This is a genomic window from Micromonospora sp. NPDC049301, assembly GCF_040678715.1.
GTDB lineage: Bacteria > Actinomycetota > Actinomycetes > Mycobacteriales > Micromonosporaceae > Micromonospora.
In genome coordinates, this window is sequence record NZ_JBFAQO010000006.1 from 354,780 (window position 1) to 380,943 (window position 26,164).

Genomic DNA, 26,164 nt, shown 5'->3' on the forward strand with positions numbered 1-26,164 from the left:
CGCACCGGCCTCGGCAAACTCCGGTCGGCTCCTGATCTTGTTCGCCGGTGCGCGGGAGCGCGCCGGTTCCGGAAAGCCCGAGCGATGGTGACCGGAATCTCCGCCCCGAATGCCCGCCCAGCGGAGAAGCCGACGAGCTGACCGTGCTGCCGACCGGGTCTGATCAGCTCACCGGGCTCGGCGCCCCGGGCGCCCCGGGGACGCGGGTCGGACTCGGCTTGACCGTCGGATGTGCCGGGACTGGCGCACCGGGCACGCCGGGTACCCCGGGCACGCGGGTCGGAGTCGGCTTGGCGGTCGGATGCGCCGGGCTGGGCACACCGGGCGGGCCGGGCGGGCTCGGTACGACCGTCGGATGCGCCGGGCTCGGCACGCCGGGCGGGCCGGAGGGGCTCGGTACGGCGACGGGCCCGGACGGGGTGGGCGCCGGCGGGCTGGGTACGACCGCGGGGCCCGACGGGCTCGGTGCGGCCGGCCGGGGCTGGTCCGAGCCGGTGGCGGCGAGGGCGATCGGGGTCGCGATCAGGACGGCCGCGAGGGTGCCCACCGCCCCCATCGTCACCGTGGCCCGGCGCCGGTTGCGCACCCGCCGTTCCGCTCGGCTCAACTGGTCATGCACGATCGGTGCCTCCTCGGCCAGGTCGGTGAGGGTGGAGCGGATGAGGTGCTCGAAGGGACCGGTCATCGCCGTACCTCCAGCATGTCGACCTCCGGCAGCAGCTCGCGCAGTCGGCTGACGGCCCGGTGGGTGCGGCTGCGCACCGTGCCCACCGAGCAGCCGAGCAGTTCGGCCACCCGGGCCTCGGGCAGGTCCTCGTAGTAGCGCAGGACCACCACCGTCCGCTGCGCCGGTGGCAGGTGGCGCAGCGCGGCACGCATCGCCAGCCGTACGTCCGACCCGCCGCTCGGATCGGCGCCCACCGGCTCGTCCGCCGGATTGAGCGGCGTCTCCCGCCACCGCCGCAGTCGCCGCCACCAGCTGATCTGCTCGCGGTACATCACCACGCGCAGATACCCCTCCGGATCGGCGTGCCGGATCGTCCCCCACTTGGGGATGACCCGTGCCAACGCCGACTGGAACAGATCCTCGGCAGCGTTGCGGTCCCCGGTCAGCAGGTACGCGACCCGCATCAACGCCGGAGTGCGGCTGGCGACGAAGTCGGTCAACCGAGCGCGTTCGTCCTCGTCCACCCACCACCTCATTTCCTTGTCACCCGTACAGACGCCCCAGCTCATCCTCGCTATCCACGATCCGCGCGTTTTTCCGCCCGAAAGTGTCGGTCGTGGTGGGTAACGTCCGGCCACCAACTCAAGAAGGGGTGCGGTGATGGTGAGCGTGGCGGGTCGGGCGGCGGCATCGACACGGGACGCGTTCCCGCCGCTGCCCCGCGCGGTGGTCCAGTCCTTCTACCGCCGGATGCGGGCCGTGGCGCCCGCCGCCGTCGGCGCGATCGAGCGTGACCGGGCGGCCGGCGCCGAGCGGGCCTTCGCCGACACCGCCTGCGGACGGCTGGCCGGCTCGCTGGACGACGCGGGCCTGCGCGCGCTCGGCATGTGGACACACCACTGGTGCATGCGCTTCTACGACGACGACACCCGGGTCGGCCGGCGGCTGGTCCGGGAGATCGCCGCCCGGCAGCGCCTGGGCTGGACGGCCGACGAGGTGCGCTGGATGCTGCGCGAGTCGGTCGCGGCCGGTCCGGCTGCCGCCGAACGGTTCACCCTGCCGCACGCCGCCGCCGCGCAACTGCCCCCGGGGGAACGGCCGTTCGGGGAGCTGCCCCCGGGTCACTGGCCGGAGACCGAGGCGGTCATCCCGGGCCAGCCGCCCGGCGTGGCTCCTGCTGCCGAGCCGGCCGGGGGCCCACCCACCGCCGAGTCGGCGGAGGGTCAGCCCACCGGCACCGAGCCGACCGGGAGGGTCGCCGGGGCGCTGGCCCTGGTGCCCCGGCAGCGACGCGCTGGCTGAGTAGGCGCCGGTTCCCGCCGCCGTGGGCTAAGTGATCGGTCGGCGCCCGGCTGCGGCAGGATGAATGCGTCCCGCACCGACGGAAGGACGCACATGCCCGCCAGCGAACCGACCATCCTCGCCACCAGCATGGGTTTCTTCCGGGGCGATCGCGGGCCCACCGACCTGCGCCCCGGTCCGATCTTCGAGCTGGCGGCCGAGCTGGCCGGGGCCGGCGACCAACCGCGACTCTGCTACCTCGGTCAGGCCGTCGGGGACCAGCCCACCTCGCTGACCGCAATCTACGGCGCGTTCGCCGACACCCGGTTCCGGCTGTCCCACCTCGCCCTGTTCCCGATGCCGAACGTCGAGGACGTCCGCGCCCACCTGCTCGCCCAGGACGTCATCTGGGTCGGTGGCGGCAGCGTGGCCAACCTGGTGGCGCTGTGGCGGGTGCACGGGCTCGACGAGATCCTGCACGAGTGCTGGCAGGCCGGAGTGGTGCTGGGCGGCGTCTCGGCAGGCTCGATCTGCTGGCACGTCGGCGGCGCCACCGACAGTTTCGGTCCCCGGCTGCGTGGCTTCACCGACGGTCTGGGTTGGCTGCCGTACGGCAACGGCGTGCACTACGACAGCGAGGGCCAGCGGCGACCGCTGATGCACGAGCTGGTCGGCGACGAGACGCTGCCCACCAGCCACTGCACCGACGACGGCGTCGGGCTGGTCTACCGCGGCACCCGGCTGGTCGAGGCGGTCGCCGACCGCGAGGGCGTCTCGGCGTACGAGGTCAGCCGTGGCGTGGACGGCAGCGTCCGGGAGGCGGTCATCGCCCCACGCCTGCTCGGCTGACTGCCGCCCGGGCACCCCGTCGGTCCGCTGGGACCGGCCAGCCCCGGCCGGAAACCGAGCCGCGTGGACCGGCCCGGACACCACCGGCGTAAGCTGGCTCGTCGTGAGTCTCACCATCGGCATCGTCGGCCTGCCCAACGTCGGCAAGAGCACGCTTTTCAACGCGTTGACCAAGAACGACGTGCTGGCGGCGAACTACCCGTTCGCCACCATCGAGCCCAACGTCGGCGTGGTCGGGCTGCCCGACGACCGGCTGGGCAAGCTGGCCGAGATCTTCTCCTCGCAGAAGGTGCTGCCGGCGCCGGTGTCGTTCGTCGACATCGCCGGCCTGGTCCGCGGGGCGTCGAAGGGGCAGGGCCGGGGCAACGCCTTCCTGGCCAACATCCGGGACGCCTCGGCGATCTGCCAGGTCGTCCGGGCCTTCTCGGACCCGAACGTGGTGCACGTCGACGGCAAGGTCTCCCCGGCCGACGACATCGAGACGATCAACACCGAGCTGATCCTCGCCGACCTGCAGACCCTGGACAAGGCGCTGCCCCGGTTGGAGAAGGAGGCGAAGCTCCGCAAGGACCGCGCCGCGGCGGTCGCTGCCGCGAAGGCGGCCATCGAGGTGCTCGACGGCGGCACCACCCTGTACTCCGGGGCCGCCGCCGCCAAGATCGAGCTGGAGCACCTGCGGGAGCTGCACCTGCTCACCACGAAGCCCTTCCTGTACGTCTTCAACGTCGACGAGGCCGAGCTGGCCAACGAGGCGTTCCTCGACGAGCTGCGCGCCCTTGTCGCACCGGCCGAGGCCGTCTTCATGGACGCCAAGATCGAATCCGAGCTGGTGGACCTGCCCGAGGAGGAGGCCCGCGAGCTGCTGGAGTCGATCGGGCAGAACGAGCCCGGCCTCAACCAGCTCGTCCGGGTCGGCTTCCGCACCCTCGGGCTCCAGACGTACCTGACCGCCGGGCCGAAGGAGGCGCGCGCCTGGACCGTCCCGGTCGGCGCCACCGCGCCGGAGGCCGCGGGCGTCATCCACTCCGACTTCCAGCGCGGCTTCATCAAGGCCGAGGTGGTCTCGTACCACGACCTGGTGGAGACCGGTTCGATGGCGGCGGCCAAGGCTGCGGGCAAGGTCCGCATCGAGGGCAAGGAGTACGTCATGCAGGACGGCGACGTGGTGGAGTTCCGCTTCAACGTCTGAATCCTGCCTGTTTTCGCAGGTCAGGAAGGGTGAGCCTTCGCTCTGGGGCGCATCGGGGGCCACAACCCCATGCCTCATCGACCGCCCGGCGGGTGCGCGCTTCAGAGTCCGGCATCAGGTGCCCGTAGGTCGACAGGACCAAGGCGGCCCTTGACGGCCGCACGCGCCGCCGCCTCGGCGCGCGTCCGTCGCTCCGCTGGCGCTCCGACTCCGGCCACGCAACACGCCCGGCGGCTGGCGCGGAGAGCGGGGAGGCCGGGGCCGCCGCAGACGGGGTAGCTCAGAGAGTGGTGGAGGTTCGTCGCCGGCAGCCGGCCGCGCCGCGCCCGAGCAGCGCGGCGCAGGAAAGCGCGCGCGCCGGGTCCGCGCGGCAAGCCCCAAGCATGGGGGCGGTGTCCGCGCGACGGCATGCCGGTCGTCCAGGAGCCGGCTCCACAGCCGCTCCGGGTCAGATCAACAGCTCACCTGGGAGGGGGAGGGGTGGCCGCCGGTGGCCACTTCGAACCCGGGAGCCGGGTCCGTGCCGGCCGAGGTTGGGTCAACTGCGCCACTGTGGCAGTGTCCGCCGGGGGCGCGGTCCGTGACACGAGAGCCGACTCAGGCTGTTCCGGCAGCGTCCGAACGTGTCAAGGTCCGCTTGACGTGGCGGGCCGGACGGAGCCGCTCGACGGCCGCAGAGCGTCCGCGCACCGGACCGCGACGGCAGCCACCACGAGCTGCCCGAGGATTTCGACCGTCACATAGACGACCCAGCCGACAAACACGACCGACAGGGCCGCGACCGCGGCGATCAGCACTACGGTGAGCACGCGGAACGCGAGTCCGGTTCCGAGCGCTCGACCCACCGCCGCCAACAGCGCCAGGAGCAGCACCGTCGGCACCAGGTAGAGGACGACCTCCACGCCGAGCGCGAGGAACGTCCCCTCCGGTTGGGTGGAGCTGAGGTACGCCTCCGGCCCAAGGATGATCAGCATCAGCACGAACTTGACCGGCACGAGCAGCGCGGCCACCAGGCAGGTGCCCCCCAACCACCAGCCGGCACCACGCCGTTGGACCTCGGTCACCTCAGTACTCCTAACCTGAGGCGGCGCGTGGACCCATCGAGAACATCGATCGCTGCGACGGCAGCCTCCTCGGAGGCAGCTGAGAAGTAGTCACGAAGAAGGCCACGGCGCGAATCATGCCAGCAGCCCGAAGCGTTTGCGACTTGAGCCGGTGAGGAAGCAAAGCCGTCTGCACGCTCGTGAGTGACCATCTGGGTGACGATCGACCCTGCCGCGTCGAGTGGCCGTTAGCCCATGCAACCTTTTCTGTTCCCAGCCGGTACTACCTGATGACTGGGAGGAAGGGCGGGACTTGATCACACCTGAGGGCTTCGACGAGTTCGTCGCCACCCGCTCGCCCCGGCTGTTGCGTACTGCGTTCCTGCTCACGCGCGATTGGGCGCTGGCCGAGGATCTCTTGCAGACGGCACTGGCGCGGGCGTGGGAGGCGTGGCGGCGGATCGAGGGTGACCCGGAGCCGTATGTGCGGCGGATCATCGTCAACGCGAACGCGTCGTGGTGGCGGCGCCGGTGGCGGGGTGAGGTTCCTACGGCGGACCTTCCTGAGGTGGCCGCTGAGGCAGACCGGTACTCGGGTCTCGACGACCGGGACCGCCTCTGGCGGGCATTGGGACGCCTGCCTCGCCGGCAGCGCGCCGTACTCGTTCTGAGGTACTTCGAGGATCTGTCGGATGCCGAGGTCGCCGAAGTCCTCCGGTGTTCCGTCGGCACCGTCAAGAGCCAGGCCAGCCGGGCGGTGGCCAAGCTCCGCCTCGACGAGACCCTGGCACCGGAAGGGATGCTGCGATGAATCTGACCGATCTGACGCAGGTGCTCGACGAGCGTTCCGGCGAACCGGCGGCGCAGGACAGGCACGACGAGCGGCTGCGAGGCGTACGGGCGAAGGTGGTCGCGCGACGGCGCCGCCGTATCGCAACCTGGACGACCTGCGCGGTGGTCGCCCTGGGCGGCGTCGTCGCGGCCGCTGTCCTGCCGGGGCTCCGCCCGGACGTCACCCCCGCTCCGGCGGACAGCACGTCGCCGGTCCGCATCATCGACGGATTCCCCGAGTACGCCAACGGCGCCCGGCTCGTGGCCGTGGAGTCTGCGGCGCTGCCGAAGCGCCGCGTCGAGTTGACGATCGTGCCGACCACCCTCGATCTCGTCGTGTCCACGCGATGCGACGATCCCCTGCTACAGGAGAAGCTGAGCATCAACGGCCACGACTTTCTCTCCCACGGTGACTGCGGGACGGTCCAGCTGGGGTCCGGTTGGGACAAGTACGACGTGGCGGTCGGCAAGCCCGCCACCTTCGTCCTGACGATCACCGGCACGCGGCCGTTGGACCAGTCGGGCGAGATTCATACGCAGGTCCCGGCCAGCGGCACATTCGGGCTCGCGATCGGCGAGCGGACCCCGGGGACCCGGTGACCGTCGAGATCGTGCCCGGGCGCATCACCGGGTCCTGGCAGGTCGTCTTCGCTGAGTAGCCACCCAAGTAGGCAAGGCCGCGTACCCAGCCGAACCACCCCGTACATCGGCGGAGCCGCTGAGCAGTGCCGGGGCGAGGCTGAGGTACCTCTGCCCGCTCTGACAGTGGGGCACACACGGGGCGCAGGACGCGGTGAAACGTCGTTAAGGAGCCATCAACGACACCCCAACGCTGAACCCCGAACCGTCCCGGCGGGCTACCGCTCGGACCAGACGCCCAGCTCGTTTCCGCTCGGGTCGGTGAAGTGGAACCGACGGCCCCCGGGGAACTCGTACGGCCCGTTCACCACCTGGCCGCCCGCGTCCTTCACCGCCTGCACCGACCGGTCCAGGTCGGCCGAGTAGAGCAGGACCAACGGGCCACCCGCCCGGACCTCCTGGTCTACGCGGAGACCGCCCACCTCGGGCGCGGAGTCACCGTGCGGGCTGCGAATGCCGGCGTAGCCCGGCCCGTAGTCGTTGAACTGCCAGCCGAACGCGTCGGCGTAGAAGCGCTTGGCCTGATCGAGGTCGGTGACCGTGAGCTCCACGTAGTCAATGGCGTGGTGCCGGTGGGGAGAAGACTCAGACATGCTCCGCATTGTCTGCGCCGGGTACGACAACGACCGCTGCCGGCTCGACGACCGTGGGCGTGGAACCGGAGTCGACCAGTCGCCGCTATCCGGCCCGGTAGACCGAGATGTGCGCCGTGCTGTCAGCGTCGAACGGTCGCCGGTGCCAGTCGGCGTACCGCTCGGTGAGCCGGAGCCCGGCCTGCTGCGCCATCGCGTCGATCTGGTGCGGCCAGGCGTACCGCATGGCGAAGGGTTTCAGGTGCACACCATCGCCGTCGAAGGTGATGGTCTGCCGGATGAACCGCTGCGCCGGCCGGTCGTACCTGTGCAGTCGGATCGTCGCGGAATCCTCGGTCACGGCGCGGACCTGCACCTGCTCGTCCCGGTCGAAGCTGCGCGGGTCGGGTACGAACGCTTCGACGACGAACGCGCCGCCGGGCGACAGCACCCGGGCGACGTTGCGGAAGCAGTCCGCCTGCCGCTCGGCGTCCACCAGGTTGAACAGAGTGTTGAAGATCAGGAACGCCAGCCGGAACGGGCCCGGCACGGGTACGTCCGCCATGTCGGCGACCACCACCGGGATCTGCTCGCCGCCGGGTTTGGCGCGCAGCTTCGCCAGCATCTCCTCGGATGCCTCGACGCCGTGCACGGTGAGGCCCCGCTCGGCCAGCGGCAGCGCGACCCGTCCGGTGCCGATCGCCAGTTCCAGTACCGGACCGCCGTCGGCCAGGTCGGCCAGGAAATCGACCGCCGGCGTCGGGTCGGGGTTCGGTCCGTCGTCATAGCCGGCGGCCCACAGCCGGCCGAAGAGGCCGGGATCATCGAAGACCGACATCAGCGGCCTCTGGGGTTGGTCTCAGTGGCGCGCAGCCGCGCCGTCGCCAGGGGAGCAGGTCGATTCACGAAGCATCGATTCCTCAGGTCGGGTGACGGTCGGTCGGGGGGACTTCGATGAGTGAGGCATGTCGGCTGCTCCCTTCGGGCGGCTGTCGATGAGGACACCAGAGGTGGCCGGGGCCCGGCAAGGCATTTACCCGGCCGGGCCGCGGCAGGCAGGGTCGCTCAGGAGATGTGGTGCAGGATCACGTTGTGCACGTGGTGGCTCTTCTGCGCGCCACGGAACTCCACCTCGTAGGTGTGCGTACCGACGTGGATCGCGATCGCGCCGGTGGAGAAGAACGTGCCGCCCCAGGACTTGTTGCTGACCACGCTCACGCTGGTGATCTTCGAGTACGGGATGCTGGTGATCGCATGCCGCTTCCCGACGAACGAACGGTCCTGGATGATCACGCGCCGGTCGGTCAGCCCGATGAACCCGGTGCCGGTGCCGACAGCGTCGTAGACGGCGATGATCTGCTCACCGTCGAGGAGTCCACTCTCGATCTGCTGGACCTGCTCCTTGCGGTCGTACGCGATGTTCGCCATGTGAATCAGGCTAGGCAACCGGTGCCAGCCGGCAGTTGTGGGCGATGACCAGGAACTCGCCGTCGCCCTGGCCGACCGGCTCGCGGCGCCAGCCGCCGTGGATGTGGTCCACCGTGAAGCCCGCCGTGGCCAGCGAGTCGCGTAGCTGGGCCTCGGTGCGGAAGCGCAGCGTCGCCGAGCTGAGTAGCTCCTCCCCGTCGGCGAAGTGGTAGTGGTGGGTGAAGCTGACCGCGCCGTCGCGCACCCCCGTCACCTCGGTCCACGCCTGGACCTCGTCGCCGTCGGCCAGCCTGATCCGCCGTTGGGAGTCCATCGGGTTCCAGCGCTCCCAGCGGCGGTCCGCCGGGTCGCGGGCGTCGAAGACCAGTCGGCCGCCGGGCGCGAGCGCCCGTCGCAGATCGGCGAGGGTACGCGCCCACTCCGCGTCGTCGACGAAGTACTGCGCCACGTGGCTGGTCAGCACTGCCACGTCGAACGCCCGGCTCGGCAGCAGGGCCGAGGTGCCCTCGATCCAGGTCACCCGCTCGCCGCCCGGCCGCGCGCGTGCGGCGTCCAGGGACGCGCCGGCGGGGTCGACGCCGGTGACGGTGTGCCCGGCGGCGGCGAGGGCGACGGTCAGGCGGCCGGTGCCGCAGCCCAGGTCGACGACCCGGGCGGCCGGGGTCTCGTCGACCACGGCCTGGAAGAAGTCGTCGTCCGGCCCCCACGCGCATTCCGCGTCGTAGACCTGGACCAGCCGGGGATGGCGGAACTCGGCGTGTCTCATCGGTCGGTGCTGCTGGCGTCGGTCGCGGCGCGGACGAACTCCCGTACCCGGGTGGTGGTGTTGCTGGCCAGCCACACCGGGCCCCGCTCGATCGGCGGCGCGTCGTGGATCGGCACGTACGCCACATCGGGGCGCGGGTAGTAGCGCCGGGTGTGCTCGCCGACCGGTAGCACGCCCCGACCCATCGCCACCAGTGACAGCATCTCGGAGAAGGTGTTGCCGGCGGGGCCCTTCGGCACCGGCCGTCCGGACGGAGTGCGTTCCGGCGTCCGGTCCCGCTTGAACTCGGCCGAGGTCACCGGCGGGTACTGCACCACCGGATGGTCGGCGAGCACCTCCAGCGACACGGACGGTCGCCGGGTGAGCGGATGGCCGGCGGGCACCGCCAGCATCCGGTCCTCGGACAGCAGCGCCGGGCCGTTGACCATCCCGTCGAACGGGTACGAGGCGATCAGCACGTCGGTCGAGCCGTCGAGCAGGCCGGAGCGGGTGGTGGACAACTGCGCCTCGTGCACCTCCACCCGGCAGTCGGGGTGCCGCTCGGAGAACAGGGCCACCGCCCGGAGCAGCACCGGCGCCGTCCACTCGCCGAGGAACGCGACCCGCAGTGTCCCGGTGACTCCCCGGCCGGCGTCGACGGCGCGGCGGACCGCGTCGTCCATCCCGGCCACCAGTGGGGTCAGGTCATCGGCGAGTTGCCGGCCGATCGGGGTGAGCTGGACGACCCGACTGGTCCGGGCGAACAGCGACGCCCCGATCTGGCGCTCCAGCTTCTTGATCACGTGGCTGACCCGACCGGTGCTGATCCGCAGCCGCTCGGCGGTCCGGCCGAAGTGCAGCTCCTGGGCGAGGGTCAGGAACGTCTCGACCTCGTACCGCTCCAGCACGCCACTCCTACCGTTGACCTGTGGTCAACGATCGTAGCGGCAACCGGTCTTGGTCCGGCGCCCCCGTCGGCGGATCGTGAAGTCCGCAAGCACACCGCTCGACCGAGAGGCTGCGAGATGACCATCGACGACTACCTGGCCGCGCTGGCCGACCCGCTCCGCGAGATCGGGGAGAAGCTGACGCCCGTCATCACCGCCGCCCTGCCCGGGGCGACCGGCGCCATGTGGCACGGCCACCCGGTGTGGAGTCTGGGCGACCGGCCCGGTCAACGCCCGGTCTGCCTGGTCAAGGCGTACGACTCCTACGTCACCTTCGGCCTGTGGCGTGGGCGGGAGATCGCCGACGGGTCCGGGCGGCTGGAGCCGGCCGCGCGAGCGATGGCGGTCGTGAAGTTGCGAGGCGTCGCCGACATCGACCCGGCCCTGTTCACCGACTGGCTGCGCGCTGCGGCCGCGCTGGAGGAGGCGTGAGCGCGGTGCGGGTGACCGGCTTCGACCATCTGGTGCTGACCGTCACGGACGTGGAGCGGGCCCTGGGCTTCTACTGCGGCCGGCTCGGGCTCACGCCGGTACGCGTCGACGAGTGGCGCGCCGGTGCCGTCCCGTTCCCGTCGGTGCGGATCGGTCCCGGGAGCATCATCGACCTCGTCCGGGGCGACCGGCGGGGCACGAACGTCGACCACTTCTGCCTGGTGGTGGAGCCGCTGGACTGGGCGCAGGTGGTCGACTCGGGCGTCTTCACGGTGCTGACCGGGCCGGTCGACCGGTTCGGTGCCCGTGGCTCGGCAACCTCGATCTACGTACGGGACCCGGACGGCAACTCGGTGGAGCTGCGCTGGTACCCGCAGGACGTCCGCGCCGACGGGTGAGCCTGGTCGTGTCAGCTCCTGAAAGTGAGATATCAGAGATTCGGGTTGGTTGCGGCCTGTTTCCGCTACCAACCCGAATCGATACCCCGGCGCTTTTCAGGAAACCTCAGAATTCTCACGACCACGCCACGAAAGGTCAGGACTCGGTGACCGCGCGGTAGGCGTCCTCGATGCGCGCCGCCAGCAGGACCTCACCCTCGGTCAGCGGCTCGCCGTTACCGTGTCCGACCCGGATCTGGGTACTGTCTGACCGGCGACTGATCTCGGGCCGCAGGTGCAGCGCGTCCGCGACGACCTTCACCCGTTCGGTGAGCGCCGCGTGTTGGGTTTCGTCGATCTCGAGCGTCCGTCGGATCTGCTCGCCTTCACGCGTCCAACCCGATAGCAAGGTCAACGCGTCGGAAAGGTAGTCGTGCTTGGCCCGGCTGTTGAACAGCACGCGCATAACCGCACCCCCCAAGCGCCGTTGCCGGCTTGTGGCCAAATCGTCGCCATCCCGTGCCTTGTCGGTGCCCTCTAGTCTGTCGTCGCTCGGAAGAGGTGTCCACGCCCACACTTCCGTGTTCTATTGGCCTAGCGGACGGCGACGGTACCCAAACCGCCGATTGATCTGGCACCCTGGACGCCCGTGCGGACCGAACGGGCTAATGGTGGCGGGCAGGCCGAACGACGGGACCTGAAGGTGATCGTGGGAGCGGCGATCATCCGGGGTGGGCGGGTGCTCGCCTGTGCCCGCTCCGCCCCGCCGGAGGTGGCGGGCATGTGGGAGTTTCCCGGCGGGAAGGTCGAGCCGGGGGAGGCCGAGACCGACGCGCTGGTCCGGGAGTGCTCCGAGGAGCTGGCCGTACGCGTGGAGATCGGTAAGCGGGTCGGCCGCAACGTCCGGATGGCTCACGGCCGCTCGGTGCTCAAGGTGTACGCCGCCCGCCTGCTGCACGACGATCAGCCGCAGGCGCTGGAGCACTCGGCGCTGCGCTGGCTCGCCGCCGATGAGTTGGACTCGGTCACCTGGCTTCCGGCCGACGCCCCCATCGTCGCCGCGCTCCGCCCACTGCTCACGGAATCCCAGCCGCCGACCGGTTGATCATGAGGTTGGCGGGCGTTTCCGAGCTCGCCGAGCCCGCCAACGTCATGATCAACGCCGGAAATGGGGGACGGGGGCCCCGGCGATGCCGGTGAGCCCCCGTCCTGGTGGTCGTGCTCAGTGCTTGTCCTGCTCCGGGTGGGCGAAGTTGAGGTGCTCCGGAGGCAGCGGGAAGGTCACGTCGTCGCCGAACGGCGACGGCGCGGCGGCCCGGTCGAAGGTGAGCTCGGTCAGCGGCAACCGGCCCCGGTCGTCGACCGCCGGGGCGGTCGGGTGGGGCACCTCCCGGTGCCAGTTGACCCCGCTCTGCGCCTGCGCCTCGGCCTGCCGGTCGTGCGAACCGCCCGCGTGCGAGTGCAACCCGCCACCCCGGGTACTCGGCGGCGTCGCCGAGCTCTGACGGGCGGTGGTCACGCTGGTCTGGGGCGTCTCGCCCCGACGGAAGATCTTGCTACCAAGCCACACAAGGGGATCGTACCTGCGGTCGACGACCCGCTCCTTCATGGGGATGATCCCGTTGTCAGTGATCTTGATGTGCTCGGGGCAGACCTCGGTGCAGCACTTGGTGATGTTGCAGAAGCCGAGGCCCTGTTCGGCCTGCGCGTACTCCCTGCGGTCGGTCCGGGTGTCCAACGGGTGCATGTCCAGCTCGGCCGCCCGGATGAAGTACCGCGGCCCGGAGAACGCCTGCTTGTTCTCCTCGTGGTCGCGGATCACGTGGCAGACGTTCTGGCACAGGAAGCATTCGATGCACTTGCGGAACTCCTGCGAGCGCTCGACGTCGACCTGCTGCATCCGGTAGTCGCCCGGAGCCACGTCGGCGGGCGGAGCGAACGCCGGCGTCTCCCGGGCCTTCTCGTAGTTGAACGAGACGTCGGTGACCAGGTCCCGGATCACCGGGAAGGTGCGCAGCGGGGTGACCGTGACGGTCTCCTCGTCACCGAAGGTCGACATCCGGGTCATGCAGCCCAGCCGCGGCTTGCCGTTGATCTCCATGGAGCAGGAGCCGCACTTGCCGGCCTTGCAGTTCCACCGGCACGCCAGGTCGGGCGCGTCGGTGGCCTGCAACCGGTGGATGATGTCGAGGACGACCTCGCCCTCGTTCACCTCGACCATGTAGTCCTGCAGGTCGCCGCCGGTCTCGTCGCCCCGCCAGATCCGGAACTGACGCTTCGCGCTCATCGGTTGTCCGCCTCTCCGGCGTCGGCGACGAGGGCGTCGAAATCAAGCAGCTCCTCGTCGGTGAGGTACTTGGACAGCTCCGCGCGGTCGAAGAGGCCGATCAGCTCCGGCCGCATCTTCGGCAGCGGCTTGCGGGTCAGCCGCACGGTGTCGCCGTCCAGCGCGCAGACCAGGTTCACCTGCCGCCACTTCGGCTCCATCGCCGGGTAGTCCTCCCGGGTGTGCCCGCCGCGCGACTCCTGCCGCTCCAGCGCCGCCTTCGCGGTGCACTCCGAGACCACCAGCATGTTGCGCAGGTCCAGTGCCAGGTGCCAGCCGGGGTTGTAGCGCCGGCCGCCGGCCGCGCTCACCTTGGCCACGCGCTCGCGCAGCTCGGCCAGCCTGCCCAGAGCATCGGCCAGCTCGCCCTCCCGACGGATGATCCCGACCAGATCTCCCATGACCGCCTGGAGATCCTGCTGGAGGGTGTACGGGTTCTCGCCGGTGTCCCGTTGCAGCGGGGCCAGCGCGGTCTCCACCGCGGCCTCGACCGCGTCCACGGCCACCTTCGGCCGGGCGGCCAGCCCGTCGGCGTAGCTGGCCGCGTGCCCACCCGCCCGCTTACCGAAGACCAGCAGGTCGGACAGGGAGTTGCCGCCCAGCCGGTTGGAGCCGTGCATACCGCCGGAGACCTCACCGGCGGCGAAGAGCCCGCGTACGTGGCCGAAGGCGGCACCCGAGTCCGGGTCCACCTCGACGCCGCCCATCACGTAGTGGCAGGTCGGGCCGACCTCCATCGGCTCGGCGGTGATGTCGACGTCGGCCAGCTCCTTGAACTGGTGGTACATCGAGGGCAGCCGTCGGCGGATCTCGTCGGCCGAGCGCCGGCTGGCGATGTCCAGGAAGACGCCGCCGGCGGGGGAGCCCCGACCGGCCTTGACCTCGCTGTTGATCGCGCGGGCCACCTCGTCGCGGGGCAGCAGCTCCGGCGGGCGCCGGTTGTTGTCCGGGTCGGTGTACCAGCGGTCCGCCTCCTCCTCGGTCTCCGCGTACTGCTTGCGGAAGACGTCGGGGACGTAGTCGAACATGAACCGCTTGCCTTCGGAGTTCCGCAGCACACCGCCGTCGCCGCGGACGGACTCGGTGACCAGGATGCCCTTCACCGACGGCGGCCAGACCATGCCGGTCGGGTGGAACTGGAGGAACTCCATGTTGATCAGCGTCGCCCCGGCGCGCAGCGCGAGCGCGTGTCCGTCCCCGGTGTACTCCCAGGAGTTGGAGGTGACCTTGTAGGAGCGCCCGACGCCGCCGGTGGCCAGCACGACCGCCGGCGCCTCGAAGAGGATGAACTCGCCCGACTCGCGGTAGTAGCCGAACGCGCCGGCGACCCGGTCACCGTCGAGCAGCAGCTCGGTGATGGTCGTCTCGGAGAACACCCGGATCCGGGCGTCGTACGAGCCGAACTCCCGCTGGTCCTCCTGCTGGAGCGAGACGATCTTCTGCTGGAGGGTGCGGATCAGCTCCAGGCCGGTCCGGTCACCCACGTGCGCGAGCCGCGGGTACTCGTGGCCGCCGAAGTTGCGCTGGGAGATCTTGCCGTCCTTGGTGCGGTCGAAGAGCGCACCGTACGTCTCCAACTCCCAGATCCGCTGCGGCGACTCCTTCGCGTGCAGCTCGGCCATCCGGAAGTTGTTCAGGAACTTGCCGCCGCGCATGGTGTCGCGGAAGTGCACCTGCCAGCTGTCCCGGCTGTTCACGTTGCCCATCGCGGCGGCGGCGCCGCCCTCGGCCATCACCGTGTGCGCCTTGCCGAAGAGCGACTTCGAGATGATCGCGGTCTTCTTGCCGGCGAGCCGGGCCTCGATCGCCGCGCGCAGGCCGGCGCCGCCGGCCCCGATCACGACGACGTCGTAGTGGTGTCGTTCGATTCGCGTGGTAGTGGTCATGTCAGGGGCCCTTTAGTTGATGAACCGCAGGTCGTTGAACCAGCCGGCCGCTATCGCCATGACGTAGAAGTCGGTCAGCGCCAGGGTGCCGAGGGTGATCCAGGCGAGCTGCATGTGCCGGACGTTCAACGCCGAGACGAAGCTCCAGGCCCGGTAGCGCACCGGGTGCTTGGAGAAGTGCTTGAGCCGCCCGCCGATGATGTGCCGGCAAGAGTGGCAGGAGATGGTGTACGCCCAGAGCATCACCACGTTGACCAGCAGCACGATGTTGCCCAGCCCGAAGCCGAAGCCCTTCGGGGAGTGGAAGGCGATGATCGCGTCCCAGGTGTTGATCAGCGAGATGATCGCGGCGGCGTAGAAGAAGTAGCGGTGCAGGTTCTGGCCGAGCAGCGGGAAGCGGGTCTCACCGCCGTACTCCTTGTGACCGTCCGGCACGGCACAGGCCGGCGGCGACAGCCAGAACGACCGGTAGTAGGCCTTGCGGTAGTAGTAGCAGGTGAGCCGGAACAGCAGCAGGAACGGCAGCGTCAGCGCCGCGTCCGGGATGATCCACCAGCCCGGCAGGAACCGGCCGAAGTGCGAGGCCCCCTCCACACACCGCTCGGTGACGCAGGGGGAGTAGAACGGGGTCAGGTAGTGGAACTCGTCGACCCAGTACCACTTGTGCATGAACACCCGGACCGTCGCGTACGCGACCCAGGCGCTGAGCCCGATCACGGTGATCAGCGGGGCGAACCACCACCGGTCGGTACGCAACGTCTTCGCCGCGATCGCGGCGCGCGCCCGCGCTCCCCGCGGCCTCGTTGCCGTTGATGTCATTCGAGTCGTCTCCTCGACGGGCCCGTACGGGCGGGCTGATCTTCTCCGGTCGGCACGCGGACCGGCGAACCCGCACCCGCTGCCACGTCATGCGCACACCAACAACCACGCCGGATCGACCGGCGCAGCTAAGTGACACACGTTACGCCGATCTCTGCGGGCCGTCCGCGCAAGGGAGTGTCCCGTGTGTCCGACCTGCGGAAAAGCCCTGGCACGCCGGTCAATGGCCCGGTGTTAAGAACGTCACTGTCCACCCCGCCCGGATCAGCCGGAGGCGCCCCCGGTGAAGTGCCAGGACGCCAGTCGCACCGGCGGCGCCGCCCACCACACACCGTCCACCCGGTCCGGTTGGCGTACCGGTTGGCCACCCAGCTCGAGCACCGCACCCGGCCCGAGCGCCCGCGGGTACGACTCGGTGAATCGCAGATCGCGGACCGCCCGCACAACCGTGCCGTCCTCGACCAGCCAGACGCCGTTGCGGGTCAGCCCGGTGACGACGAGGCTCTTCGGGTCGAGCACGCGGGTGTACCAGAGGTCGGTGACCAGCAGCCCTCGGCGTACCCCGGCGACCAGCGCCGCGGTGTCCGCGTCGACGACGGCGCCGGCCGCCGCGCCGGTGGTGCTCCGGCCCACGGCGCTGGCCGGGCCGGCCGCCGCGCCGGACAGGCGCAGGTTGCGGGCCATCGGCCCCCAGGTGGCACCGCCCGCGACCGCGTGCCCGGTGGACTCCGCGCCCGCCTCGGCGGCGGTCCGCCGATCATGCGCCACCGCCCGGGTGGTGCCCGCCTCGACCAGGGTCAACGCCCGCCGGCCGGTGCCCTCGGAGTCGAACGGCAGCCCGGACGCGCCCAGCGGATCGTCCACCAGGGTCACCGCACGGTCGAACTGGGCCGCCCCCGGCTCGGCGAAGGACTGCCGTTCGGCGTACCGCTTGCCGTTGAAGCCGTACCAGGAGAGGTTCTGCAACAGGTCCGCCACGGCGGCCGGCTCGAACACCACCTCGTAGCGCCCCGGCGGCAGCTCGACCGGATCGGCCGCCGCCTGGGCCTTCGCCGCAGCGTGCGCGCCCAGCTCGGCGCCGTCGATGTCGGACAGCCGGTCGGCGCAGCGCCGGGCCACCCCGTCCGCGCCGCCCTGGCGGGCGATGCCGTCCATCGCCGCCTCCACCGAGCGGCCGTGCGCGGTGTGCCCGGCCGAGTTGGCGAACGCCGACGAGCGGTGCGCGGTACGGCAGTAACCCGCGGTGCTGAGGCCCCCGGCGGCGGCCACGAACGCGCGGACCCGGTCCGCCCGCTGATCCGGCTCGGCGTGCGCGGTGGACTCGTCGACGGGCGGGGCGAGCGGCGCGGGTGTGGGCGGGGCCAGCCCCGGCCAGCCCGGGTCGGGCGGGCAGAGCCGTGCCGCCGCCAGGGTGCGCTCGACCAGCGCGCGCAACCCGTCGGCGGTGACGACGCTGCCGCTGCCAGCGGCGGTCCGCCCGTCGACGTGCAGCCGCAGCCGGATTCCGACTGTCGACTCCGCGACGTTCTGGTGGATGGCCGAGTTGGCGAACCGGGTCAGCGCCAGGTCGGCGTGGGTCACCATGGCCTCGGCCTGCACGGCCGGGCCGCCGAGGCGACGGACCAGCTCGATGACCTGGCCGGCCAGCTCCAGCTCGCTGCTCACGCCGACACCCCTTTCGTTCGCGACTGCGGCGCTCGCAGACCCGGCTCACTCCTCGCGCTCACGCTGACACCCCCACCCGGACGTTGCGGAAGCGCGCCGGCGCGGCCGGATGGCCGGTGTGCCCGGTCTGGCCGGGCTGGCCCTTGCCGCAGTTGGGGGTGCCCCACGGCACCGTCTCGCCGGAGAGCATGTCCATCGAGCGCCAGAAGAGCGGGCCGATCCCGGTGTAGGTGGGATTGCGCAGCATCCGCCCCCGCCGGCCCTTCTTGATCTCCCAGCCGATCTCGCAGCCGAACTGGAAGTTGAGGCGCTTGTCGTCGATCGACCAGGAGCGGTTGAGGTCCATCAGCACCCCGTCGTCGGTGGCCGCGATGATCTCGTCCAGGGTGTGCGGGCCGGGTTCCAGGCCCACGTTGGTCATCCGCACCATCGGCAGCCGGGCCCAACCGTCGGCGCGGACGCTGCCGCCGTAGTCGAGGCTGGCCATGGCCGCCGAGTCTCGGCCGGCGAGCACGCCCACCCACCGCCCGTCGCGGACCGCGTCCCGCTTGACCGCCGGCGAGCCCTCGTCGTCGAAGCCGAAGCTGCCCAGCGCGCCCGGGATGGTCGGGTCGATCGTGATGTTCATCAGCTCGGAGCCGTAGCGCAGCGAGCCGAGCTGGGCCAGGTCCAGCCAGGACGTCCCGGCGAACGCGGCCTCCCAGCCGAGGATCCGGTCCAGTTCGATGGCGTGCCCGACCGACTCGTGGATCTGCAGAGCCAACTGCTCGCCGCCGAGGATCAGATCCGTCTCGCCGGCGGGGCAGGCCGGCGCGGTGAGCAGAGCCCGGGACTCCTCGGCGATCTGCGCGGCGTGGGCGGCCAGGTCGAGCGACTCGACCAGCTCCCAGCCGGTGGTGCCGTACTGCCCGCGGTAGCTGGGCCAGGAGCGCCGCTGCGTCTCGCCGTCACCGATCGAGGTCGCCGAGATGCCGCCCCCGCACTCGCGGATCCGCTGGTCGATCCGGTGGCCCTCGCTGGAGACGAACCACTTGGCGGTGTCCCAGATCTGGTACAGCCCCTCGGCCAGGTCGGCGCCGTGCTCGGCCATCGTGCGCGTCGCGCCGACCAGCAGGTCGCCCTTGTCCGACAGGGACACCGCGAGCGGATCGATCTGACAGTCGGACGCCCAGCTCGCGGTGACCGCCTCGACCGGCACCAGGTCGACCGGCGGGCCGGGCACCCGGGCGCTCGCCGTCGCGATCCGGGCCGCGCGCCGGCCGGCGTCGCGGGCGGCGGCGTCAGAGAGATCGGGTACGGCGTGGAAGCCCCAGCTCGCCCCGACCAGCGCCCGGACGCCCAGCCCGATGCTCTCGTCCTGGGTCAGCTCCTCCACGTCGCCGTTGCGCGCGGTCATCGACTCGTAGCGGCGGTGCATCACCCGGGCGTCGGCGTACCGGGCACCCGCGTCGAGGGCCGCCTGCACGGCGGCGGTTGCCGCGTCGAACTCGGTCATGGACCGACCCTAGGCCAGCCGACCGACACCCGTCAGGGGAGGAGATCTTCCGGCCGGATCGTGGCCCGCACGGGCTCCGTCAGCTCCAACACCTCGCCCCGCTTCGCGGCCGCTGCTTCGGCGTAGTGGCCGCCTTGGCGCCGGTAGAGGCGCAGCGTTCCCGTCTCCTGTTCCACCAACAGGTACCACCCGATCCCGGCGGCGGCGTAGTAGTGCATCTTGAGCACCTTGTCGGTGGAGGCGTTGCTTGGCGAAATGATCTCGCAGACCAGCTGGACATCGGTCGCCTCGATGGTGGGCTCGTCGAGGTCGATCGGATCCGTGACGACGAGATCGGGGATCGGTATCCGACCGGGCCGGAGCCGGACGTTCACCGCCTCCAGCAGTTCGAGACCGGCAGCCTCCGCTGCTGTTTCGAGGATGTTGCCGAGCCTGCGGGACATGCGTTGGTGTCGGGGGGTGGGGGCTGGGGTCACGTGGAGGCTCCCGTCGAAGAGTTCGACGCGTTGCTGCGTCTCGCCGAGGGCGAGGTACTCCTCTTCGGTCCACGGGCCTTCGTGGTTGAACACCGCCGCGGTCATCGTCACCTCCACCTCGTGCCACGGGCATCCTCTTCCGGTCACCCTTCCCATGGTCGCACCCGACGTGCGATCAGGAGATGAATGGGCGTGGATGGCGAGGTGAGGGGTGGTCAGGCCGATGCCGACTCGTTACGCTCGGGCCCGCTGACAGCCGCCGAGCTTGTAGCTTATTTTCACCCTCGGGACTTTCCTGTAAGTTCTCTTCGTCACTGAGGGAGGCGGCCGTGGACAGTTCCGATCCGGCGCCGTCCGGGGAACCGGACGACCGTCCCGTCGTGCCGGCGCAGCGCTCCGACCAGGGCGCCTACCTGCGGGTGACCGACCTGCGGGTCCGCTTCGACACCGAGGACGGCGTGGTGCGCGCGGTCGACGGGGTGTCCTTCTCCGTCGAGCGGGGCCGCACCCTCGGCATCGTCGGCGAGTCCGGCTCCGGCAAGAGCGTCACCTCGCTGGCCGTCCTCGGCCTGCACGACGCCAAGCGGGCGACCATCACCGGCGAGATCTCCGTCGGCGGCCGGCAGTTGGTGGGCCTGCCCGACGAGGAGGTGCGTCGGCTGCGCGGCCGAGACATGGCGATGATCTTCCAGGACCCACTCTCCGCGCTGCACCCGTACTACACGGTGGGCCGGCAGATCGCCGAGGCGTACCGGGTGCACCACCCGAAGGCCAGCCGGCGAGAGGCCCGCCAGCGGGCGGTGGACATGCTGGACCGGGTCGGCATCCCGCAGCCGGCGCGCCGTTTCGACCAGTACCCGCACGAGTTCTCCGGCGGCATGCGCCAGCGGGTGATGATCGCCATGGCACTGGTCAACGACCCGGCCCTGCTGATCGCCGACGAGCCGACCACCGCGCTGGACGTCACCGTGCAGGCGCAGATCCTGGACCTGCTGGCCGACCTCCAGGCCGAGTTCCACTCCGCGATCATCCTGATCACGCACGACCTCGGCGTGGTCGGTCAGGTCGCCGACGAGGTGCTCGTGATGTACGGCGGCCGGGCCGTGGAGCACGGCAGCGTCGAGCAGGTGCTCCGCTCGCCGCAGCATCCGTACACCTGGGGGTTGCTCTCCAGCGTGCCGTCGCTGCACGGCGACGCGGACGCGGACCTGCTGCCGATCCGGGGCAACCCGCCCAGCCTGATCAACCTGCCGCCAGGCTGCGCCTTCCACCCGCGCTGCCGGTACGCGGACCGCCCGGGCGACCGCTCCCGCACCGAGGTGCCCGAGCTGCGCCCGGCGGGCTCTGCCGGCGCGGACGGCCACCTGGTCGCCTGCCACCTGAGCGCCGCGGAGCGCAGCACGCTCTACGCCGAGGACATCGCATCCGTGGGGGTGGCCCGATGACCGATCAGCCGCTGCTGCGGGTACGCGGCCTGACCAAGCATTTCCCGGTACGCCAGGGGCTGCGCTCCACCGGCCTGGTGCGGGCGGTGGACGGGCTCGACTTCGACGTGCGCCCGGGCGAGACGCTCGGCCTGGTGGGGGAGTCCGGCTGCGGCAAGACCACCACCGGTCGGATGCTCGTGCGGCTGCTGGAGCCGACGGCCGGCACCATCGAGTTCGGCGGGCGGGACATCACGCACGCCGGCCGGCGTGAGCTGCGCCCGCTGCGCCAGGACCTCCAGATCATCTTCCAGGACCCGTACGCCTCCCTGAACCCCCGGCACACCGTCGGCCGGATCGTGGCGATGCCCCTGCAGGTCAACGGGATCAAGCCGCCGGGCGGGATCAAGGCCCGGGTGCAGGAGCTGCTGGAGCTGGTCGGGCTGAACCCGGAGCACTACAACCGGTACCCGCACGAGTTCTCCGGTGGTCAGCGCCAGCGCATCGGCATCGCCCGGGCGCTGGCCCTGCGGCCCAAGCTGATCGTCGCCGACGAGCCGGTCTCCGCACTGGACGTCTCGATCCAGGCGCAGGTGGTCAACCTGCTGCGGGACCTGCAACGGGAGCTCGGTCTGGCGTTCGTGTTCATCGCCCACGACCTGGCGGTGGTCCGGCACTTCTGCCAGCGGGTCGCGGTGATGTACCTGGGGCGGATCGTGGAGATCGGTGACCGGGCGGACATCTACGAGCGCCCGCAGCACCCGTACACCCGGGCGCTGCTCTCGGCGATCCCGGACGTCACCCGGCTCGGCCCCGGCGGCCGGATCCGGTTGAGCGGCGACGTGCCCACCCCGCTCGACCCGCCGTCGGGCTGCCGGTTCCGCACCCGCTGCTGGAAGGCGCAGGACATCTGTGCCACCGAGGAGCCGGCGCTGGTCCCGCGCGACGGCGGCGACCAGGCCACCGCGTGTCACTTCCCGGAGGCGGGGGGCGTGAGCCCGGAGGTCGACGGGGACACGTCGGGCCGACGGGCCGGGTCGACCGACGAGATCGTCGAGGAGGTGTCGCCGTGAGCCTGTCCCCGGTGGAGGGTGTGGCGCTGGCCGAGATCGAGTCCGGCACCGGCGCGGGCGGCCCGGAGGTCGGCGCCGTCGTCGGACGCTCGCCCGGGCAGCTCGCCTGGCTGCGGCTGCGCCGCGACCGGACGGCCATGGTCAGCGGTACGCTGCTGATCTTCTTCGTTCTGCTGGCGCTCGCGGCCCCGCTGATCGAGATGGTCTACGGGGTCGGCCCCCGCGACCAGTTCCAGAACCTGCTGGACGGCTTCGGCATGCCGCTGGGCTACGCCGGCGGTGTCACCGGGGACCACTGGTTCGGTCTGGAGCCGGGGCTGGGCCGGGACATCTTCATCCGGTTGATCTACGGGCTGCGGACCTCGCTCTTCATCGCGTTCGCCGCGGCGCTGATCACCGCGACGATCGGCATCGTGCTCGGTGCCCTCGCCGGCTACCTGGGCGGCTGGCTCGACGCGGTCATCAACTGGATCACCGACCTCACCCTGGCCATGCCGTTCCTGATCATCGCGCTGGCGCTCACCCCCGCCCTGACGCTGCGCTTCTACGGCGAGCGGGGGCAGGTGTCGACGGCCTTCGGAGTGGGCGTGCTGATCGCCGTCTTCGCCATCTTCGGCTGGACCAGCACGGCCCGACTGGTGCGTGGGCAGGTGATCGCGCTGCGCGAGCGGGAGTTCGTGGAGGCGGCCAGGGCCAGCGGCGCCGGGCTCGGGCACATGCTCTTCCGGCAGTTGCTGCCGAACATCTGGGCGCCGATCCTGGTCTCGTTCTCGCTGGCGGTGCCGCAGTTCATCACCAGCGAGGCCGCGCTCTCGTTCATCGGCGTCGGGCTCAGCGACGAGACGCCGAGCTTCGGCCGAATGATCTACGACAGTCTGGACTTCCTCCAGACCGACCCGGCGTACGTGTTCTTCCCGGGCATCACGATCTTCGCGCTGGTGTTCGCCTTCAACCTCTTCGGCGACGCGTTGCGTGACGCGCTCGACCCGAAGTCGTCCCGGTAGGGGTTTCCCATGGCGCGATTCCTGATCAAGCGGCTCTTCTCGGCCACGCTGACCCTGTTCGCGGTGAGCGTGCTGACCTTCCTGATGTTCTTCGCCCTGCCGCGCGATCCGGTGACCGGCATGTGCCCGAAGAACTGCAACCCGGAGCGGCTGGAGCGGGTCCGGACCGAACTGGGCCTCAACGACCCGCTGATCAGCCAGTACGCCGGCTACATGAAGGGCATTGTGACCGGGCGGGACCTGGGCAGCGCCCAGGGCGGCCGGTGTGACGCTCCCTGCCTGGGCTGGTCGTACGTCACCAACGAGGCGGTCTCGGACACCATCGCCCGGGTGCTGCCGGTGACGCTGAGCATCGTCATCCCGGCGGCCATCCTCTGGCTGCTGCTCGGGGTGGGTCTGGGCATGGTCTCCGCGCTGCGCCGGGGCACCTGGCTGGACCGGCTGGCGATCGGCTTCTCCCTGACCGGCGCCTCGTTGCAGCTCTACTTCGTGGGCGCGGTGCTGCTGCTGGTGTTCGTCTACAACCTGCGGTTGCTGCCGGTGCCGAGCTACACCTCCCTCTTCGACAATCCGGCGAAGTGGGCCAGTGGGCTGGTGCTCGCCTGGGTCGCGCTGGCCTTCCTCTTCTCGGCCATCTACGCCCGGCTGTCCCGGGCGCAGATGCTGGAGACGCTGTCGGAGGACTTCGTCCGTACCGCGCGGGCCAAGGGCCTGGCAAAACCCGCGGTGTACGGGCGACACGCGCTGCGGGCGGCGATCACCCCGGTGGTCACGATCGCCGGCCTGGACGTCGGGGGCGCGCTCGGTGGCACCGTCATCACCGAGACCACCTTCGGCATCCAGGGACTGGGTCGTACCGCGGTGGACGCGGTGCGCTCGGGTGACCTGCCCACCATCATGGCCACCGTGCTGATCGCGGCCGTCTTCGTGGTGCTGGCGAACGTGCTGGTGGATCTGCTCTACGCGGCCATCGACCCCCGGGTCCGGCTGCGCTGAACCGGGCCGCCGACCAGGGTGTCGACCACCCCGGTTGACGGTGAAATTTATCGACAACTGTTACACAACTCGTAGGTTTTCTTCTTTACGATCCTCGGGACGTCGGCGGTTCTCGCCCCGACGGACCGCACGGCACATGGGTGAAGGAGGTACTTCATGCGACCACGCATGGCGGCCGCCGCAGGCGGCGCGATCGCTCTGGTTGTGGCATTGGGTGCGTGCTCGGAGAACACGGGCGAGGGCACCACGGTGGACACCGAGCGGAAGCAGACCGGGGTCATCGCGACCGACCCCAAGGACTCCCAGGGCCCGGCCGCCGAGGTGAGCGGGGCACAGAAGGGTGGGATCTTCACCATCATCCGGGAGTCGCCGATCTCCCACCTGGACCCGCAGCGGACGTACTCGTTCGCGGGCCTGATGACGAACCCGCTCTTCGCTCGGTACCTGACCACCTGGAAGGACGACGGCAAGGGCGGCCTGGTCCTCGTCGGTGACCTGGCCGAGACGCCCGGCACCAACGTCAACTCCGACTGCAAGGTCTGGGAATTCAAGATCAAGGACGGGGTGAAGTTCGAGGACGGTCGCCCGATCACCTCCAAGGAGATCGCGTACGGCATCGCCCGCTCCTTCGACCCGGATCTCTCCGGCGGCCCGACCTACATCCAGGAGTGGCTGGCCGACACCCCGCAGTTCGACACCACGTGGGACTTCAAGAAGAACAAGACGTCGCTGCCGCCCGGCCTGACCACGCCGGATGAGAAGACGCTGCGCTTCGAGTTCGCCAAGGCCCGCTGCGACCTGCCGTTCGCGGTCTCCCTGCCGACCACCGCCCCGCTGCCGCCGGACAAGGACACCGGCGTCAACCTGGACAAGCAGCCGTTCTCGTCCGGCCCGTACAAGGTCGCCAAGAACCAGGTCGGCGTGCAGATCACCCTGGACCGCAACCCCAACTGGGACCCGAACACGGATCCGGTCCGGCACCAGTACCCCGACCAGTTCGTCTGGAGCTTCGGCCCGACCGCGGACGCCGCCAACAACCGGGTGATCGCCGACAACGGCGCCGACCAGAGCGCGCTCGCCTTCAACCCGGTGCCGCCTTCGCTGGTCGCCAAGGTGGCCGGGGACGCCTCGCTGAAGTCGCGGAGCATCCTCTCGCCGACGCCGAGCGCCAACCAGCTGGTGATCAACAACCAGCGGGTCAAGGACCTGAAGGTCCGCCAGGCGCTCAACTACGCCATCGACCGGGAGGGCCTGATCAAGGCGCTCGGCGGGCAGACCGTCGCCGCGCCGCTGACCACGCTCATGCCGCCGGCCACCATCGGCTACAAGGCGTACGAGGCGTACCCGGCGGGCACCAACGGCGACGTCGCCAAGGTCAAGGAGCTGCTCGGCGGTCAGACGCCGGAGCTGGTCCTCGGTGTCGCCGACAACACGACCGAGCAGCAGATCGGTGCCCAGCTCAAGGCCAACCTGGAGCGGGCCGGCTTCAAGATCACGTTGCGGAACATCTCGGACGACGCGAAGCTCGACGAGATCAAGAAGAAGGACAACCCCTGGGACCTGTACATCGGTAACTGGGCGGCGGACTGGCCGAGCGGGGCCTCGATCCTGCCGGTGCTCTACGACGGCCGCTCCATCAAGGCCGAGGGCAACAGCAACCAGTCCTACTTCAACGACCCGACGATCAACGCCGAGATGGACCGGATCTCGAGCCTGCCCGCAGCCGAGCAGGGCCCGGAGTGGGCCAAGCTCGACGAGCGGATCATGAAGGAGCACGCGCCGGTGGTGCCGCTCTTCGTCGACGTGGCCTACAACGTGCACGGGTCCAAGGCCGGTGGCGTCTTCATCTCCAGCGTCTTCGGCTACCCGTCGTTCGTGAACGCACACGTCAAGCCGTAAGTCACATCGCAGGCAGGCAGGGTCCCCTCCCGACAGCGTTGTCGGGAGGGGACCCTTGCCGTTCACACCGGACAGGTGATGGTGCGATCCGGGACTGCTTG

At 70.6% G+C, this 26,164-nt stretch carries 27 protein-coding genes and 1 pseudogene; 13 read left to right on the top strand and 15 right to left on the bottom strand.

Annotation, left to right across the window (positions count from 1 at the left end):
• Positions 1-163 precede the first annotated feature (163 nt).
• Both AB0K07_RS20355 and AB0K07_RS20360 read right to left on the bottom strand, forming a co-directional pair.
• Positions 164-685, bottom strand: coding sequence for a hypothetical protein (locus tag AB0K07_RS20355; protein WP_363756963.1), 522 nt, complete (start codon positions 683-685; stop codon positions 164-166).
• Complete coding sequence (locus AB0K07_RS20360; RefSeq protein ID WP_363756964.1) at positions 682-1,191, bottom strand: SigE family RNA polymerase sigma factor; 510 nt, start codon at positions 1,189-1,191, stop codon at positions 682-684. The genes AB0K07_RS20355 and AB0K07_RS20360 overlap by 4 nt, the downstream gene beginning before the upstream one ends.
• Positions 1,192-1,327: 136 nt before the next feature.
• On the opposite strand from AB0K07_RS20360, the pseudogene AB0K07_RS20365 reads away from it, so the two are divergent.
• The 3 genes and pseudogenes from AB0K07_RS20365 to ychF all read left to right on the top strand — a co-directional run.
• Positions 1,328-1,759 (top strand): annotated as a pseudogene (locus AB0K07_RS20365) (hypothetical protein); the annotation flags it as partial.
• Positions 1,760-2,062: 303 nt separating this feature from the next.
• Positions 2,063-2,797, top strand: coding sequence for a peptidase E (locus tag AB0K07_RS20370; protein WP_363756965.1), 735 nt, complete (start codon positions 2,063-2,065; stop codon positions 2,795-2,797).
• Between the two features lie 103 nt (positions 2,798-2,900).
• Positions 2,901-3,986 (top strand): redox-regulated ATPase YchF, encoded by a 1,086-nt coding sequence (ychF, locus tag AB0K07_RS20375; protein WP_363756966.1) that lies wholly within the window; start codon positions 2,901-2,903, stop codon positions 3,984-3,986.
• A gap of 626 nt (positions 3,987-4,612) precedes the next feature.
• Here the strand turns inward: ychF and AB0K07_RS20380 are convergent.
• A complete protein-coding gene (locus AB0K07_RS20380; RefSeq protein WP_363756967.1) occupies positions 4,613-4,996 on the bottom strand; it encodes a hypothetical protein in 384 nt (127 codons plus the stop codon).
• A gap of 346 nt (positions 4,997-5,342) precedes the next feature.
• Here AB0K07_RS20380 and AB0K07_RS20385 point away from each other — a divergent pair, with 346 nt between their 5' ends.
• A complete protein-coding gene (locus AB0K07_RS20385) occupies positions 5,343-5,840 on the top strand; it encodes a SigE family RNA polymerase sigma factor (protein ID WP_363756968.1) in 498 nt (165 codons plus the stop codon).
• Positions 5,837-6,460, top strand: coding sequence for a hypothetical protein (locus AB0K07_RS20390; RefSeq protein ID WP_363756969.1), 624 nt, complete (start codon positions 5,837-5,839; stop codon positions 6,458-6,460). Before AB0K07_RS20385 ends, AB0K07_RS20390 begins: the two co-directional genes overlap by 4 nt.
• A gap of 257 nt (positions 6,461-6,717) precedes the next feature.
• Here the strand turns inward: AB0K07_RS20390 and AB0K07_RS20395 are convergent, their stop codons facing one another.
• From AB0K07_RS20395 to AB0K07_RS20415, 5 genes are all read right to left on the bottom strand, one after another.
• The gene (locus AB0K07_RS20395; RefSeq protein WP_363756970.1) at positions 6,718-7,092 is read right to left on the bottom strand and encodes a VOC family protein; all 375 of its coding nucleotides are present in this window, start codon (positions 7,090-7,092) and stop codon (positions 6,718-6,720) included.
• 85 nt (positions 7,093-7,177) lie between these two features.
• Entirely contained in the window at positions 7,178-7,909 is a 732-nt protein-coding gene (locus AB0K07_RS20400; protein ID WP_363756971.1) for a class I SAM-dependent methyltransferase, read from the bottom strand.
• A gap of 227 nt (positions 7,910-8,136) precedes the next feature.
• The gene (locus AB0K07_RS20405) at positions 8,137-8,499 is read right to left on the bottom strand and encodes a PH domain-containing protein (protein WP_007464929.1); all 363 of its coding nucleotides are present in this window, start codon (positions 8,497-8,499) and stop codon (positions 8,137-8,139) included.
• Between the two features lie 10 nt (positions 8,500-8,509).
• Entirely contained in the window at positions 8,510-9,265 is a 756-nt protein-coding gene (locus tag AB0K07_RS20410; protein WP_363756972.1) for a class I SAM-dependent methyltransferase, read from the bottom strand.
• Positions 9,262-10,152: a LysR family transcriptional regulator gene (locus tag AB0K07_RS20415; RefSeq protein ID WP_363756973.1), complete on the bottom strand. Its 891-nt coding sequence runs from the start codon at positions 10,150-10,152 to the stop codon at positions 9,262-9,264. The genes AB0K07_RS20410 and AB0K07_RS20415 overlap by 4 nt, the downstream gene beginning before the upstream one ends.
• Positions 10,153-10,269: 117 nt before the next feature.
• On the opposite strand from AB0K07_RS20415, the gene AB0K07_RS20420 reads away from it, so the two are divergent.
• Complete coding sequence (locus AB0K07_RS20420; protein ID WP_363756974.1) at positions 10,270-10,623, top strand: DUF1801 domain-containing protein; 354 nt, start codon at positions 10,270-10,272, stop codon at positions 10,621-10,623.
• Positions 10,620-11,021 carry a VOC family protein gene (locus AB0K07_RS20425; protein WP_363756975.1) on the top strand — a complete coding sequence of 134 codons (402 nt, stop codon included), beginning with the start codon at positions 10,620-10,622 and terminating at the stop codon, positions 11,019-11,021. Before AB0K07_RS20420 ends, AB0K07_RS20425 begins: the two co-directional genes overlap by 4 nt.
• Positions 11,022-11,157: 136 nt before the next feature.
• On the opposite strand, the gene AB0K07_RS20430 is transcribed toward AB0K07_RS20425, so the two are convergent.
• The gene (locus tag AB0K07_RS20430; RefSeq protein WP_109818273.1) at positions 11,158-11,466 is read right to left on the bottom strand and encodes a 4a-hydroxytetrahydrobiopterin dehydratase; all 309 of its coding nucleotides are present in this window, start codon (positions 11,464-11,466) and stop codon (positions 11,158-11,160) included.
• Between the two features lie 183 nt (positions 11,467-11,649).
• Between AB0K07_RS20430 and AB0K07_RS20435 the strand changes: the two genes are divergently transcribed.
• On the top strand, positions 11,650-12,105 hold the full coding sequence (locus tag AB0K07_RS20435; protein WP_363756976.1) for a (deoxy)nucleoside triphosphate pyrophosphohydrolase: 456 nt from the start codon (positions 11,650-11,652) through the stop codon (positions 12,103-12,105).
• 117 nt (positions 12,106-12,222) lie between these two features.
• Here the strand turns inward: AB0K07_RS20435 and AB0K07_RS20440 are convergent, their stop codons facing one another.
• The 6 genes from AB0K07_RS20440 to AB0K07_RS20465 all read right to left on the bottom strand — a co-directional run bounded on the left by AB0K07_RS20440 (position 12,223) and on the right by AB0K07_RS20465 (position 19,772).
• The gene (locus tag AB0K07_RS20440; RefSeq protein WP_363756978.1) at positions 12,223-13,287 is read right to left on the bottom strand and encodes a succinate dehydrogenase/fumarate reductase iron-sulfur subunit; all 1,065 of its coding nucleotides are present in this window, start codon (positions 13,285-13,287) and stop codon (positions 12,223-12,225) included.
• Positions 13,284-15,212, bottom strand: coding sequence for a fumarate reductase/succinate dehydrogenase flavoprotein subunit (locus AB0K07_RS20445; protein WP_363756979.1), 1,929 nt, complete (start codon positions 15,210-15,212; stop codon positions 13,284-13,286). Before AB0K07_RS20445 ends, AB0K07_RS20440 begins: the two co-directional genes overlap by 4 nt.
• A gap of 12 nt (positions 15,213-15,224) precedes the next feature.
• Positions 15,225-16,031 carry a hypothetical protein gene (locus tag AB0K07_RS20450; RefSeq protein ID WP_363756980.1) on the bottom strand — a complete coding sequence of 269 codons (807 nt, stop codon included), beginning with the start codon at positions 16,029-16,031 and terminating at the stop codon, positions 15,225-15,227.
• Between the two features lie 264 nt (positions 16,032-16,295).
• Positions 16,296-17,696: a metallopeptidase TldD-related protein gene (locus tag AB0K07_RS20455; protein ID WP_363756981.1), complete on the bottom strand. Its 1,401-nt coding sequence runs from the start codon at positions 17,694-17,696 to the stop codon at positions 16,296-16,298.
• A gap of 58 nt (positions 17,697-17,754) precedes the next feature.
• A complete protein-coding gene (locus AB0K07_RS20460) occupies positions 17,755-19,191 on the bottom strand; it encodes a TldD/PmbA family protein (protein WP_363756982.1) in 1,437 nt (478 codons plus the stop codon).
• Positions 19,192-19,223: 32 nt separating this feature from the next.
• The gene (locus AB0K07_RS20465; RefSeq protein WP_363756983.1) at positions 19,224-19,772 is read right to left on the bottom strand and encodes a Uma2 family endonuclease; all 549 of its coding nucleotides are present in this window, start codon (positions 19,770-19,772) and stop codon (positions 19,224-19,226) included.
• A gap of 224 nt (positions 19,773-19,996) precedes the next feature.
• Here AB0K07_RS20465 and AB0K07_RS20470 point away from each other — a divergent pair, with 224 nt between their 5' ends.
• From AB0K07_RS20470 to AB0K07_RS20490, 5 genes are all read left to right on the top strand, one after another.
• A complete protein-coding gene (locus AB0K07_RS20470; RefSeq protein ID WP_363756984.1) occupies positions 19,997-21,112 on the top strand; it encodes an ABC transporter ATP-binding protein in 1,116 nt (371 codons plus the stop codon).
• Positions 21,109-22,164, top strand: coding sequence for a dipeptide ABC transporter ATP-binding protein (locus AB0K07_RS20475; protein ID WP_363756986.1), 1,056 nt, complete (start codon positions 21,109-21,111; stop codon positions 22,162-22,164). The genes AB0K07_RS20470 and AB0K07_RS20475 overlap by 4 nt, the downstream gene beginning before the upstream one ends.
• On the top strand, positions 22,161-23,168 hold the full coding sequence (locus tag AB0K07_RS20480; protein WP_363756987.1) for an ABC transporter permease: 1,008 nt from the start codon (positions 22,161-22,163) through the stop codon (positions 23,166-23,168). Before AB0K07_RS20475 ends, AB0K07_RS20480 begins: the two co-directional genes overlap by 4 nt.
• 9 nt (positions 23,169-23,177) lie before the next feature.
• The gene (locus AB0K07_RS20485; protein WP_363756988.1) at positions 23,178-24,164 is read left to right on the top strand and encodes an ABC transporter permease; all 987 of its coding nucleotides are present in this window, start codon (positions 23,178-23,180) and stop codon (positions 24,162-24,164) included.
• 156 nt (positions 24,165-24,320) lie between these two features.
• A complete protein-coding gene (locus AB0K07_RS20490; protein ID WP_363756989.1) occupies positions 24,321-26,063 on the top strand; it encodes an ABC transporter substrate-binding protein in 1,743 nt (580 codons plus the stop codon).
• Positions 26,064-26,164: the final 101 nt, after the last annotated feature.

Coding starts and splice junctions, on each gene's coding strand:
- AB0K07_RS20400 (WP_363756971.1), bottom strand. CDS start 7,909: ATGTCGGTCTTCGATGATCCCGGCCTCTTCGGCCGGCTGTGGGCCGCC.
- AB0K07_RS20430 (WP_109818273.1), bottom strand. CDS start 11,466: ATGCGCGTGCTGTTCAACAGCCGGGCCAAGCACGACTACCTTTCCGAC.
- AB0K07_RS20485 (WP_363756988.1), top strand. CDS start 23,178: ATGGCGCGATTCCTGATCAAGCGGCTCTTCTCGGCCACGCTGACCCTG.
- AB0K07_RS20370 (WP_363756965.1), top strand. CDS start 2,063: ATGCCCGCCAGCGAACCGACCATCCTCGCCACCAGCATGGGTTTCTTC.
- AB0K07_RS20450 (WP_363756980.1), bottom strand. CDS start 16,031: ATGACATCAACGGCAACGAGGCCGCGGGGAGCGCGGGCGCGCGCCGCG.
- AB0K07_RS20390 (WP_363756969.1), top strand. CDS start 5,837: ATGAATCTGACCGATCTGACGCAGGTGCTCGACGAGCGTTCCGGCGAA.
- AB0K07_RS20465 (WP_363756983.1), bottom strand. CDS start 19,772: ATGACCGCGGCGGTGTTCAACCACGAAGGCCCGTGGACCGAAGAGGAG.
- AB0K07_RS20420 (WP_363756974.1), top strand. CDS start 10,270: ATGACCATCGACGACTACCTGGCCGCGCTGGCCGACCCGCTCCGCGAG.
- AB0K07_RS20405 (WP_007464929.1), bottom strand. CDS start 8,499: ATGGCGAACATCGCGTACGACCGCAAGGAGCAGGTCCAGCAGATCGAG.
- AB0K07_RS20410 (WP_363756972.1), bottom strand. CDS start 9,265: ATGAGACACGCCGAGTTCCGCCATCCCCGGCTGGTCCAGGTCTACGAC.
- AB0K07_RS20445 (WP_363756979.1), bottom strand. CDS start 15,212: ATGACCACTACCACGCGAATCGAACGACACCACTACGACGTCGTCGTG.
- AB0K07_RS20355 (WP_363756963.1), bottom strand. CDS start 685: ATGACCGGTCCCTTCGAGCACCTCATCCGCTCCACCCTCACCGACCTG.
- AB0K07_RS20395 (WP_363756970.1), bottom strand. CDS start 7,092: ATGTCTGAGTCTTCTCCCCACCGGCACCACGCCATTGACTACGTGGAG.
- AB0K07_RS20440 (WP_363756978.1), bottom strand. CDS start 13,287: ATGAGCGCGAAGCGTCAGTTCCGGATCTGGCGGGGCGACGAGACCGGC.
- AB0K07_RS20475 (WP_363756986.1), top strand. CDS start 21,109: ATGACCGATCAGCCGCTGCTGCGGGTACGCGGCCTGACCAAGCATTTC.
- AB0K07_RS20490 (WP_363756989.1), top strand. CDS start 24,321: ATGCGACCACGCATGGCGGCCGCCGCAGGCGGCGCGATCGCTCTGGTT.
- AB0K07_RS20460 (WP_363756982.1), bottom strand. CDS start 19,191: ATGACCGAGTTCGACGCGGCAACCGCCGCCGTGCAGGCGGCCCTCGAC.